This is a genomic window from Streptomyces sp. Xyl84, assembly GCF_059731885.1.
This window is the reverse complement of sequence record NZ_AP029182.1, coordinates 2,110,596-2,121,818: the sequence shown is the minus strand read 5'-3', so window position 1 is coordinate 2,121,818 and position 11,223 is coordinate 2,110,596. Positions and strand designations below refer to the sequence as shown.

At 73.0% G+C, this 11,223-nt stretch carries 12 protein-coding genes; 11 read left to right on the top strand and 1 reads right to left on the bottom strand.

Going from position 1 to position 11,223, the window contains the following annotated elements:
* The first annotated feature begins 130 nt into the window (after positions 1–130).
* The 8 genes from lepB (at position 131) to AC6I72_RS08925 (ending at position 6,958) form a co-directional block, all read left to right on the top strand.
* Positions 131–907, top strand: a complete 777-nt coding sequence (gene lepB, locus AC6I72_RS08960) for a signal peptidase I (RefSeq protein WP_498000324.1) — start codon at positions 131–133, stop codon at positions 905–907.
* Positions 897–1,427, top strand: coding sequence for an NUDIX hydrolase (locus tag AC6I72_RS08955; protein ID WP_498000323.1), 531 nt, complete (start codon positions 897–899; stop codon positions 1,425–1,427). Before lepB ends, AC6I72_RS08955 begins: the two co-directional genes overlap by 11 nt.
* 56 nt (positions 1,428–1,483) lie before the next feature.
* A complete protein-coding gene (locus tag AC6I72_RS08950; protein WP_014675276.1) occupies positions 1,484–1,792 on the top strand; it encodes a DUF2469 domain-containing protein in 309 nt (102 codons plus the stop codon).
* A gap of 151 nt (positions 1,793–1,943) precedes the next feature.
* The gene (locus AC6I72_RS08945) at positions 1,944–2,315 is read left to right on the top strand and encodes a YraN family protein (RefSeq protein ID WP_498000322.1); all 372 of its coding nucleotides are present in this window, start codon (positions 1,944–1,946) and stop codon (positions 2,313–2,315) included.
* Positions 2,315–3,940, top strand: a complete 1,626-nt coding sequence (locus AC6I72_RS08940) for a YifB family Mg chelatase-like AAA ATPase (RefSeq protein WP_498000321.1) — start codon at positions 2,315–2,317, stop codon at positions 3,938–3,940. The genes AC6I72_RS08945 and AC6I72_RS08940 overlap by 1 nt, the downstream gene beginning before the upstream one ends.
* A complete protein-coding gene (dprA, locus tag AC6I72_RS08935; protein ID WP_498000320.1) occupies positions 3,937–5,181 on the top strand; it encodes a DNA-processing protein DprA in 1,245 nt (414 codons plus the stop codon). Before AC6I72_RS08940 ends, dprA begins: the two co-directional genes overlap by 4 nt.
* A gap of 270 nt (positions 5,182–5,451) precedes the next feature.
* A complete protein-coding gene (whiG, locus tag AC6I72_RS08930; RefSeq protein WP_498000319.1) occupies positions 5,452–6,294 on the top strand; it encodes an RNA polymerase sigma factor WhiG in 843 nt (280 codons plus the stop codon).
* A gap of 109 nt (positions 6,295–6,403) precedes the next feature.
* Positions 6,404–6,958, top strand: coding sequence for a TetR/AcrR family transcriptional regulator (locus AC6I72_RS08925; RefSeq protein WP_498004629.1), 555 nt, complete (start codon positions 6,404–6,406; stop codon positions 6,956–6,958).
* A 284-nt stretch (positions 6,959–7,242) separates the two neighbouring features.
* Here AC6I72_RS08925 and AC6I72_RS08920 read toward each other — a convergent pair whose 3' ends face one another.
* Positions 7,243–7,953, bottom strand: a complete 711-nt coding sequence (locus AC6I72_RS08920) for a murein hydrolase activator EnvC family protein (RefSeq protein WP_498004628.1) — start codon at positions 7,951–7,953, stop codon at positions 7,243–7,245.
* A gap of 300 nt (positions 7,954–8,253) precedes the next feature.
* Here AC6I72_RS08920 and rpsB point away from each other — a divergent pair, with 300 nt between their 5' ends.
* The 3 genes from rpsB (at position 8,254) to pyrH (ending at position 11,130) form a co-directional block, all read left to right on the top strand.
* Positions 8,254–9,162, top strand: a complete 909-nt coding sequence (gene rpsB, locus AC6I72_RS08915) for a 30S ribosomal protein S2 (protein WP_498000318.1) — start codon at positions 8,254–8,256, stop codon at positions 9,160–9,162.
* A gap of 168 nt (positions 9,163–9,330) precedes the next feature.
* Positions 9,331–10,167 carry a translation elongation factor Ts gene (gene tsf, locus AC6I72_RS08910; RefSeq protein WP_498000317.1) on the top strand — a complete coding sequence of 279 codons (837 nt, stop codon included), beginning with the start codon at positions 9,331–9,333 and terminating at the stop codon, positions 10,165–10,167.
* A 204-nt stretch (positions 10,168–10,371) separates the two neighbouring features.
* Positions 10,372–11,130: a UMP kinase gene (pyrH, locus tag AC6I72_RS08905; RefSeq protein ID WP_360974950.1), complete on the top strand. Its 759-nt coding sequence runs from the start codon at positions 10,372–10,374 to the stop codon at positions 11,128–11,130.
* Positions 11,131–11,223: the final 93 nt, after the last annotated feature.

Genomic DNA, 11,223 nt, shown 5'->3' with positions numbered 1-11,223 from the left:
GGCCCGGGGCCGGCGTCCGCCGCCGCACCCCCGCCGGTGGCGTACCTCCCTGTGAACCCCCCGTGGAGCTGTGGCTCCGGCCGCAGAAGGGGCTCCCCGGGCCCGGTACCGCCGGGTAGGGTGCGGATCCATGGGTGGCGAGAGCACGACACGTACGGCCCCGCGCGGCGGCGGCACAGACAGGAAGCCCGCGGGTGGCAGGACGGGGCAGCGGCTGTCCGGGCTCGCCGTGGCGCTCGGCCTGGTGCTGTTCCTCGGCGGATTCGCCTGGGCGGCGGTCGTGTACCGGCCCTACACCGTGCCCACCAGCTCCATGACACCGACGATCGGCGTCGGCGACCGCGTGCTGGCCCAGCGCGTCGACGGCGACGAGGTGCGCCGCGGTGACGTCGTCGTCTTCCACGACAAGAACTGGGTGGCGAACGCGCCCGTCGTCAAGCGGGTGGTGGCCGTCGGCGGGGACACGGTCGCGTGCTGCACGAACGGCAAGCTCACCGTCAACGGCAAGCAGATCGACGAGCCGTACCTGAAGGGCGGCCCCGCCGAGCTCGCCGGCTTCCCCACCGTCAAGGTGCCCGAAGGGCGCCTGTTCCTGCTCGGCGACGAGCGCCGCGGCTCGCTGGACTCCACCGCCCACCTCACCGACGCGGCCCGGGGCACCGTCTCCCGCGCCGACGTCACGGCCCGCGTCGACTCCGTGATCTGGCCGGCGAAGGGCATGCTGGAGCGGCCGACCGGATTCCAGGCGCTGGGCGCCCTGTCCCCGCCGGGTCCGCTGCGCACGATCTTCTTCCTGATCATCGCGGGCGTGGTCCTGGTGTTCGCCGGCGGCGCGTACGGGCCGCTCGCCAAGCTGCTGGGCGGCTCCCGCGCCCGCGGACGCACGGAACCGGCCCGTGCCCGCTGAGACCGCCGACGCGGGCCACGACGTGAACGGGTCCGGCGGCGAGCCGCGCAAGGTGGCGCGGGTCGTCCTGCTCGACCCGGCCGACCGCATCCTGCTCCTGCACGGCCACGAGCCGGACGATCCGGCCGACGACTGGTGGTTCACGCCCGGCGGCGGCCTGGAGGGCGACGAGACCCGTGAGGAGGCCGCCCTGCGGGAACTCGCGGAGGAGACCGGCATCACCGAGGTGGACCTCGGCCCGGTGCTCTGGCGCCGCCGCTGCTCCTTCCCGTTCGCGGGCCGCCGCTGGGACCAGGACGAGTGGTACTTCCTGGCGCGGACGACCCGGACGGCGACGGCGGCCACCGGGCTGACCGAGCTGGAGCGGCGCAGCGTGTCCGGAGCGCGCTGGTGGACGTGTCGGGAACTGGCCCGCACGCATGAGACCGTGTATCCCACCAGACTCGCCGGGCTACTGCGCACACTGCTCGACGAAGGTCCCCCCGCCGCGCCCGTGACCCTGGACACCGAAATCGTCTAGGGGTTCACGGGACTGGCGCACAATGGGGGGACCGTACGGCTGAAGGGGAACATGCCATGAGCGCCGAGGACCTCGAGAAGTACGAGACCGAGATGGAGCTGAAGCTCTACCGGGAGTACCGCGATGTCGTCGGTCTGTTCAAATACGTGATCGAGACCGAGCGGCGCTTCTACCTCACGAACGACTACGAGATGCAGGTGCACTCCGTTCAGGGCGAGGTCTTCTTCGAAGTGACGATGGCCGACGCATGGGTGTGGGACATGTACCGGCCGGCCCGGTTCGTGAAGCAGGTGCGCGTGTTGACGTTCAAGGACGTGAACATCGAGGAGCTGAACAAGAGCGACCTGGAGCTGCCCGGCGGGTGAGCCGAGGGACCGGGCGGCGCCCGGCAGACCGCCCGCGTACCGGAAGACCACTCGTGCGGGTGACGTGGTTGTCCACAACCGGTGAGTAGCCCACCAAGATCCACTCGATGGGTCCGGATGCGTGACGGTGGGCGCCGGAGGTGGTGCCGACATGACCACGCATCAAGCACGCAGTGCCCTCGGCAGGTACGGAGAGGGCCTGGCCGCGCGCCGGCTGGCCGAGGCGGGCATGACCGTCCTGGAGCGCAACTGGCGCTGCGGCAGGACCGGCGAGATCGACATCGTGGCCCGCGACGGTGACGTCCTGGTCGTCTGCGAGGTGAAGAGCCGCAGGACCGGAGCCTTCCAGCACCCGATGGCCGCGGTCACGCCCGAGAAGGCCGAGCGGCTGCGCGGCCTCGCCGAACGCTGGATCCAGTCCCACGGCGGAGCACCGCCCGGCGGCGTCCGCATCGACCTGGTGGGCGTCCTGCTGCCCCGGCGCGGCGCGCCCCTCGTCGAGCACGTGCGAGGGGTGGCGTGATGGGATTCGCAAGGACCTGCTCAGTGGCCCTGGTCGGGGTCGAGGGCGTCGTCGTCGAGGTCCAGGCGGACCTCGAACCGGGCGTCGCCGCCTTCACCCTGGTCGGACTGCCCGACAAGAGCCTGACCGAGAGCCGCGACCGGGTACGGGCGGCCGTGGTCAACTCCGGTGCCGAATGGCCGCAGAAGAAGCTCACCGTGGGCCTCAGCCCCGCCTCGGTGCCCAAGGGCGGCAGCGGCTTCGACCTCGCCGTGGCCTGCGCGGTGCTCGGCGCCGCGGAACGGATCGACCCCCGCGTGCTCGCCGACATCGTGATGATCGGCGAGCTGGGCCTGGACGGCCGGGTGCGCCCCGTACGGGGCATCCTCCCGGCCGTCCTGGCCGCCGCCGACGCCGGATACGAACAAGTGGTCGTACCGGAGTGCGCCGCCGCCGAGGCGTCCCTGGTGCCCGGGGTCTCGGTGCTCGGCATCCGCAGCCTGCGGCAGCTGATCGCCGTCCTGACGGACGAACCCGTACCGGAGGAGGACCGGGACGAGCCGGGCCGCCCCGACCCGCTCCTGGCCGGCCTGCGCGTGCCGGGCACGGCGGCCGCGACCGGCATGCACAGCATGGGAGCCGCCCAGCACGACCAGGGACACGACCTCGCCGACGTCGTCGGCCAGCGCTCCGCGCGCACCGCGCTGGAGGTCGCCGCGGCCGGCGGACACCACCTGTTCCTCGAAGGCCCACCGGGAGCGGGCAAGACCATGCTCGCCGAACGGCTCCCCGCGGTCCTGCCCCCGCTCGGCCGCCAGGAGTCCCTGGAGGTCACCGCGGTCCACTCGGTGGCCGGGCTCCTGCCGCCGGGCAAACCGCTGATCGACCTCGCCCCCTACTGCGCCCCGCACCACTCGGCCACCATGCAGGCACTCGTCGGCGGCGGCCAGGGCGTCGCCCGCCCCGGAGCCGTCTCCCTCGCCCACCGGGGCGTGCTCTTCCTCGACGAGACCCCCGAGTTCAGCAGTCACGCCCTCGACGCCCTGCGCCAGCCCCTGGAGGCGGGGCACGTGGTGATCGCCCGCAGCGCGGGTGTGGTGCGGTTCCCGGCGAAGTTCCTCATGGTCCTCGCGGCCAACCCCTGCCCCTGCGGACGGTTCTCGCAGCGCGACACCCAGTGCGACTGCTCGCCCTCGGCGATCCGCCGCTACCAGGCCCGGCTCTCCGGGCCGCTGCTGGACCGGGTCGACCTGCGGATCGAGGTGGACCCGGTCACCCGCGCCGAACTGGCCCGGCGCGACGCCGCCGGGGAGTCCACGCGCACGGTGGCCTGCCGGGTGCGGGCCGCCCGGGAGCGCGCGGCGGCCCGGCTCGCGGGGACGCCCTGGCGGACCAACAGCGAGATCCCCGGACGCGAGCTGCGCAGCCGCTGGCACGCCGCCGCCGGTGCCATGGACGAGGCCGAGCGCAGCCTGGAACGCGGTGCCCTCACGGCCCGAGGACTCGACCGGGTGCTGCGCGTGGCCTGGACCGTCGCGGACCTCGTCGGCCACGACCGGCCCGACGCGACCGACGTCGCCCTCGCCCTGCAACTGCGCACCGGAGTGCCACGCGGCGTACCCATGGCCCTCGGGGTGCCGGCATGAGCGCCGCCCCGCGCCCCCCGGACCCGGGCGGCCTCCCCGGCCCCGACCGCGGGCGTGACGACCACACCGCGGATCCTCCCGACGCCGCTCCCGGCCTCCCCGGCCCCGACGTGCTGGCGCGGGTCTTCCTCAGCCGGGTCCTGGAGCCCGGGGACGTGACCGGCGGCCGGTGGGTGCGGGAACTGGGCGCGGTGGACACCGCCCGGCGGCTGCGGGAAGGCACGCCCCCGCTGCCCGGCGTGTCGGACAGACGCTGGGCGGGCCTGTGCGCGCGTGCGGCACGGGCCGACCCCGAGCGGGATCTCGCCGCCGCACGCGAGGCCGGGGTGCGGTTCGTGTGCCCCGGCGGCACCGAGTGGCCCGCCCAGCTCGACGACCTGGCGGACGCCCGGCCCACCGGCCTGTGGGTGCGCGGCCGGCCCAGCCTGCGCATGTGGGCCCTGCGGTCGGTGTCCCTGGTCGGCGCCCGGGCCTGCACCGAGTACGGCGCCCACATGGCCGCCACCCTGGCCGCAGGGCTGGCCGAGCGCGGCTGGGTGGTGGTCTCCGGCGGCGCCTACGGAGTCGACGGCGCCGCCCACCGGGGCACGCTCGCCGGCGGGGGCGCCACCGTCGCCGTGCTGGCCTGCGGCGTCGACCGGCCCTACCCCCGCGGCCACACCGGGCTGATCACCAGGATCGCCCACCAGGGCCTGGTGATCGGCGAGCTGCCGCCCGGCGACCACCCCACGCCGAGCAGGTTCATCGTCCGCAACCGGGTCATCGCCGCCCTCACCCGCGGCACCGTGGTCGTGGAGGCCGCCCTGCGCAGCGGCTCCCTCGTCACCGCGCGGGCCGCGCAGCGCCTGGGCCGGCACACCATGGGCGTCCCGGGGCCGGCCACCAGTGCCCGCTCGGCAGGCGTCCACGAACTGCTGCGCGACGGCGCCACGCTCGTCACCGACGCCGCGGAGGTCGTCGAGCTGGTCGGTGACATCGGCGAGCTCGCCCCCGACCGGCGCGGCCCCGTCCTCCCGCGCGACCTGCTGGAACCGGAGGCCCGGCAGATCCTGGCCGCGCTCCCCGCCCGCGGCGCGCCGTCCGCGGCGGACATCGCCCGCGACGCCCGGACGACACCGGACGACGCGGTCGCGAGACTGTACGAACTGCGCGCCCTCGGTTACGTCGAACGACATGGCGACGGATGGAAGTTGACACGCCAGGCGATGATCTCGGGCAGAGCTGATCCGGACGAGTGCTGACCGAGCGTGTTCGGCCGTCCGGGGGAACGCCGACGCCTGCGTAAATTCCCGCAGTTGAGCGTTCCCCCTGTCACCCAGGGTGACGCGGACGGCCCGGCGGAGCGCCTTGCGGAACGTATCTGCGCACGCCCCGCGCCCCGCCGTTCGCGCACCGCGACACTCCAGTCACGCTACGCTCACGTGGTTTCGACGAGGACACCCGATACCGAACCCAGACCGACAGCTCACCCAGAAAGCCGCATCCCACGGCAGAACGGCACAAGGCGACGAATGCCCCAGCACACCTCCGGGTCCGACCGGGCGGCGATCCCCCCAGCCGCCCGCGACGGTGGCAACGTGCGGCCGCCCGCTCCCTCGACGCTCGACGAGCTGTGGCGGTCGTACAAGGCGACGGGGGACGACAGACTGCGGGAACAGCTCATCCTTCACTACTCGCCGCTGGTGAAGTACGTTGCGGGACGCGTGAGCGTCGGTCTGCCGCCCAACGTGGAGCAGGCCGACTTCGTGTCCTCGGGCGTGTTCGGGCTCATCGACGCGATCGAGAAGTTCGACATCGACCGGGAGATCAAGTTCGAGACGTACGCGATCACCCGGATCCGCGGCGCGATGATCGACGAACTGCGCGCGCTCGACTGGATCCCCCGGTCGGTACGGCAGAAGGCGCGCAACGTCGAGCGGGCGTACGCGACGCTGGAGGCCCGGCTGCGGCGCACCCCCTCGGAGGGCGAGGTCGCCGCCGAGATGGGCATCGCGATCGACGAACTCCACGCGGTGTTCAGCCAGTTGTCCCTGGCCAACGTGGTGGCTCTGGAGGAGCTGCTGCACGTGGGCGGCGAGGGCGGCGACCGGCTGAGCCTGATGGACACGCTGGAGGACACCGCCGCCGACAACCCGGTGGAGGTGGCCGAGGACCGGGAACTGCGCCGGTTCCTGGCCCGCGCGATCAACACCCTGCCCGAGCGGGAGAAGACCGTCGTCACGCTGTACTACTACGAGGGCCTCACGCTCGCCGAGATCGGCAACGTGCTCGGGGTGACCGAGAGCCGGGTCAGCCAGATCCACACCAAGTCGGTGCTCCAGCTGCGCGCCAAACTCGCGGGCTTCGGGCGGTGACGGAGAGGGCGGCACCCGGCGCCGCGGCGGGCGGCCCGGCCGGTGCTCCTCCCGCCGCGCGCGGCGCGTCCGTAAAGTGGACGACGTGCCAAGGATTCGAGCGGCCTCCGTGGCCGAGCACCGGTCGATGCAGCGCGCCGCCCTGCTGGACGCGGCGCGGACTCTGCTGTCCCAGGGCGGTACGGAAGCGCTGACCTTCCCGGCCCTGGCCGAGCGGACCGGGCTCGCGCGGTCGTCGGTGTACGAGTACTTCCGGTCGCGGGCCGCCGTGGTCGAGGAGCTGTGCGAGGCCGACTTCCCGGTGTGGGCGGCGGAGGTGTCGGCGGCGATGGCCGCAGCCGACGGCCCCCGAGCCCGGATCGAGGCGTACGTCCGCAGCCAGCTCGAACTGGTCGGGGACCGGCGCCACCGGGCCGTCGTGGCGATCTCCGCGAGCGAACTGGACGCCGGCGCCCGGGAGAAGATCCGGGCCGCGCACGGCGGACTGGTCGCCCTGATCGTCGACGCCCTGGGCGAGGCGGGACACCCACAGCCACGGCTGGCGGCGATGCTGCTGCAGGGCGTCGTGGACGCGGCGGTCCGCCGGATCGAACTGGGTGCCGAGGAGCCGCAGGTGGTGGCGGAAGCGGCCGTCGGGATGGCGCTGCGGGGAATCACCGGCTGACCGCCCGCGCTTCTCCCGGGCGGCCTGCCCCGCCCCCCGGCCTCAGCCTCTCCGTCCCCCGGTCCCTATCCTTCCCCCCGCCCCCGCCCCCGCCCCCGCCCCGCCCCGTCTGCGTCGCTCGGTGCCCCTCGCGCCGTGCCGTCCCCCGCGCCGTATCGCCCGACGAGCCGTGCCCGACGAGCCGTACCCCTCGCGCCGTCCCGCCCCTCGCGCCGTGCCGCCCCCCTCGGCACGCCACGCCCCCCTCCGCTCCCACCCTCAGCCCCGTCCCCGCGCGCTCCCGGCTATGCCGGCGGGGGCACGCCCAGGACGGGGAGCAGGCGCGGCGGGCCGGGGTTCAGCAGCCAGGGAGGCAGCAGGAGCAGGGGGTTCAGGTAGGTCTCGCCTCGCAGCAGGCCCCAGTGCAGGCAGCCGCTCGCGCAGTGGGAGCCCGGCCCCGAGGCCTCCACGGTGCCGATGACCTGGCCGGGTGACACCCGGGTGCCTTCCGTCACCGACGCCCGCACCGGTTCGTACGTCGTCCGCAGCGGCGGGGCGCCCGTCCCCGACAGCTCCACCGACACCACGCCCCGTCCTGCCACGGCCCCCGCGAAGGACACGCGTCCGGCCGCCACCGCCCGCACCGGGGCGCCCGGCGCCGCACTCAGGTCCACGCCCCGGTGCCCGGGGCCGTACGGCGTCGCCGGCGGCTCCCAGCCCCGCAGGACCGCCGGGCGCACCCCCACCGGCCACGCCCGGCCGACCGCCGGTACGGACGCGCTTCCCGCCGCCCGTCGCCGGTCCGCGGCCGGGACCGGCCCGCTTCCCGCCGGTGCCGAGGCGGCCCGGTCCGCCGGGGGAGCCGGCCCGGCCCCGCCCGCCCACGCCGCCGGTCGAGCCCTGACCGCCCACGCCGGGGCCGAGGCCGGCACCGGCAGACCCGCGGCGACCGCCAGAAGCAGCCCGAGCCACCCGCTCGTCCACCGGCCCGCCCGCCCCCGCATCCACCCGTCCATCCATCGCATCGCACGCATCCGAGACATGCGTCCACGCTCCCGCACCCCGCCCGGGCCGGCCGGAGGCTGTGGACAACTCACCGGTTGTGGACAGCGGCGTCACCCGGCACCTTCCGGGTCCCGTACACTTCTGGTGGCGACCCGGGTCACCGGGTCGACTTCGCACGCCCCGACGCACAGACCGGCAACGGTCGGTGTCAGCGCCCCTCGGTCCTTCGTGGCACGGCGCGCAGCGGGCGTCAGGCGCGGGAGCCGTCCGGCACCCGCGGCACAACCGAGAAACTCAAGGAGAGTACGGCCATGGCCGTCGTCACGATGCGGGAGCTGCTGGAGAGCGGCGTCCACTTCGGTCACCAGACCCGTCGCTGGAACCCGAAGATGAAGCGCTTCATCTTCACCGAGCGCAACGGCATCTACATCATCGACCTGCTCCAGTCGCTGTCGTACATCGACCGCGCCTACGAGTTCGTCAAGGAGACCGTCGCCCACGGCGGCACGGTCATGTTCGTCGGCACGAAGAAGCAGGCGCAGGAGGCCATCGCCGAGCAGGCCACCCGCGTCGGCATGCCCTACGTCAACCAGCGCTGGCTGGGCGGCATGCTCACCAACTTCTCGACCGTCTACAAGCGCCTGCAGCGCCTGAAGGAGCTCGAGCAGATCGACTTCGAGGACGTGGCCGCCTCCGGCCTCACCAAGAAGGAGCTGCTGGTCCTCTCCCGCGAGAAGGCCAAGCTGGAGAAGACCCTCGGCGGTATCCGCGAGATGCAGAAGGTGCCCAGCGCCGTCTGGATCGTGGACACCAAGAAGGAGCACATCGCCGTCGGTGAGGCGCGCAAGCTCAACATCCCGGTCGTCGCGATCCTCGACACCAACTGCGACCCCGACGAGGTCGACTACAAGATCCCGGGCAACGACGACGCGATCCGCTCCGTCACCCTGCTCACCCGCGTGATCGCCGACGCCGTCGCCGAGGGCCTCATCAGCCGCTCGCGCGTCGCCACCGGTGACAAGGGCGAGAAGGCCGCGGGCGAGCCGCTCGCCGAGTGGGAGCGCGACCTGCTCGAGGGCGAGAAGAAGGCCGACGAGGCCGAGAAGCCGGCCGAGGCTCCGGCCGCCGAGGCCCCCGAGGCCGAGGCTGCGGAGGCTCCGGCCGCCGAGGCTCCCGCTGCCGCCGAGGCCCCGGCCGCCGAGGGCGAGCAGCAGGCCTGACCCGTCAGCGTCCGTGTTGACGGCGGGAGCGGCGCATGAAGTCCGCTCCCGCCGTTCACCCGTAGCTCAGCGGCGTGTCAGCGGGCCCCACCCCCGCTCCACCGGCGGCGGGGCCCGCAGACCCCCTGATCTCCGATCTTCCAGACTTCGAGAAAGATTCACAGACTCATGGCGAACTACACCGCCGCCGACGTCAAGAAGCTCCGTGAGCTCACGGGCGCCGGCATGATGGACTGCAAGAAGGCGCTGGACGAGGCCGAGGGCAACGTCGAGAAGGCCGTCGAGGCGCTGCGCATCAAGGGCCAGAAGGGCGTCGCCAAGCGCGAGGGCCGTTCCGCCGAGAACGGTGCCGTGGTCTCGATCCTCGCCGACGACAACTCCTCCGGTGTTCTCGTCGAGCTGAAGTGCGAGACGGACTTCGTCGCCAAGGGCGAGAAGTTCCAGGCCGTGGCCAACGCCATCGCCGAGCACGTCGCCAAGACCTCCCCGGCCGACCTGGACGCCCTGCTCGCCTCCGAGATCGAGGCCGGCAAGACCGTCCAGGCGTTCGTGGACGAGGCCAACGCCAACCTCGGCGAGAAGATCGTCCTGGACCGCTTCGCGCAGTTCTCCGACGGTTTCGTGACCGCGTACATGCACCGCACGATGCCCGACCTGCCCCCGCAGATCGGTGTCCTCGTCGAGCTGGACAAGCCGAACGCCGAGGTCGCCAAGGGCGTCGCCCAGCACATCGCCGCCTTCGCGCCGAAGTACCTCTCCAAGGAGGACGTGCCGGCCGAGGTCGTCGAGTCCGAGCGCCGCATCGCCGAGGAGACCACCCGCGCCGAGGGCAAGCCCGAGGCCGCGATCACCAAGATCGTCGAGGGTCGTCTGAACGGCTTCTTCAAGGACGCCACGCTGCTCGGCCAGCCCTACGCCCTGGACAACAAGAAGTCCGTCCAGAAGGTCCTGGACGAGGCCGGTGTCACCCTGAAGCGCTTCACGCGCATCAAGGTCGGCATCTGAGTCTCAAGTCCGTACCGCGACGGACGCTCGACCCGGATAGGGTCGACAGCAGTCGTCCACGTCGCGCGCGTATGCAGGCACGCGGCCGCGCGTGACGGACGACAGCAGATCTGACGAGGAGGCCATTGCCGCTGCATGGGATGCGAACGCCCCACCGGCAATGGCCTTCTTCGCATGTGTACCACGTAAAAGAGGCGGGATCTCATGACCACCAAGGCCCAGAAGAGCGACGACGGCAAAGTGACCGGCCGGTTTCTGCTGAAGCTGTCCGGAGAAGCCTTCTCCGGCGGCGGGGGCCTGGGCGTCGACCCGGACGTGGTGCACGCCATCGCCCGTGAGATCGCGGCCGTCGTCCAGGACGGCGCGCAGATCGCGGTCGTGATCGGCGGCGGCAACTTCTTCCGCGGCGCCGAACTCCAGCAGCGCGGCATGGACCGCGCCCGCTCGGACTACATGGGCATGCTCGGCACCGTGATGAACTGCCTCGCCCTGCAGGACTTCCTGGAGAAGGAAGGCATCGACAGCCGGGTCCAGACCGCCATCACCATGGGCCAGGTCGCCGAGCCGTACATCCCGCTGCGCGCCGTGCGCCACCTGGAGAAGGGGCGCGTGGTCATCTTCGGCGCCGGTATGGGCATGCCGTACTTCTCCACCGACACCACCGCCGCCCAGCGCGCCCTGGAGATCGACGCCGAGGCGCTGCTCATGGGCAAGAACGGCGTGGACGGGGTGTACGACTCCGACCCGAAGGCCAACCCGGACGCCGTGAAGTTCGACTCCCTCGGGTACGGCGAGGTCATCACCCGCGACCTGAAGGTCGCCGACGCCACGGCGATCACGCTGTGCCGCGACAACCGGCTGCCCATCGTCGTCTTCGAACTCCTGAAGGAGGGCAACATCGCCCGCGCCGTCAAGGGTGAGAAGATCGGCACGCTTGTGGGTGACCAGGCCGGCCGGAGCTGACCGGCACCCCCCGGGGCCGCCGGCCACCGGGAAGCCACCTGTCCGGGGGACGGGCGGGACGGACCCGGACCGGGGGATGGACAATGTCCTGCC

Excerpts from the sequence above, each read along its gene's own strand:
- lepB (WP_498000324.1), top strand. The coding sequence starts at position 131 with ATGGGTGGCGAGAGCACGACACGTACGGCCCCGCGCGGCGGCGGCACA.
- AC6I72_RS08950 (WP_014675276.1), top strand. The coding sequence starts at position 1,484 with ATGAGCGCCGAGGACCTCGAGAAGTACGAGACCGAGATGGAGCTGAAG.
- AC6I72_RS08945 (WP_498000322.1), top strand. The coding sequence starts at position 1,944 with ATGACCACGCATCAAGCACGCAGTGCCCTCGGCAGGTACGGAGAGGGC.
- AC6I72_RS08940 (WP_498000321.1), top strand. The coding sequence starts at position 2,315 with ATGGGATTCGCAAGGACCTGCTCAGTGGCCCTGGTCGGGGTCGAGGGC.
- dprA (WP_498000320.1), top strand. The coding sequence starts at position 3,937 with ATGAGCGCCGCCCCGCGCCCCCCGGACCCGGGCGGCCTCCCCGGCCCC.
- whiG (WP_498000319.1), top strand. The coding sequence starts at position 5,452 with ATGCCCCAGCACACCTCCGGGTCCGACCGGGCGGCGATCCCCCCAGCC.
- AC6I72_RS08920 (WP_498004628.1), bottom strand. The coding sequence starts at position 7,953 with ATGGACGGGTGGATGCGGGGGCGGGCGGGCCGGTGGACGAGCGGGTGG.
- rpsB (WP_498000318.1), top strand. The coding sequence starts at position 8,254 with ATGGCCGTCGTCACGATGCGGGAGCTGCTGGAGAGCGGCGTCCACTTC.
- tsf (WP_498000317.1), top strand. The coding sequence starts at position 9,331 with ATGGCGAACTACACCGCCGCCGACGTCAAGAAGCTCCGTGAGCTCACG.
- pyrH (WP_360974950.1), top strand. The coding sequence starts at position 10,372 with ATGACCACCAAGGCCCAGAAGAGCGACGACGGCAAAGTGACCGGCCGG.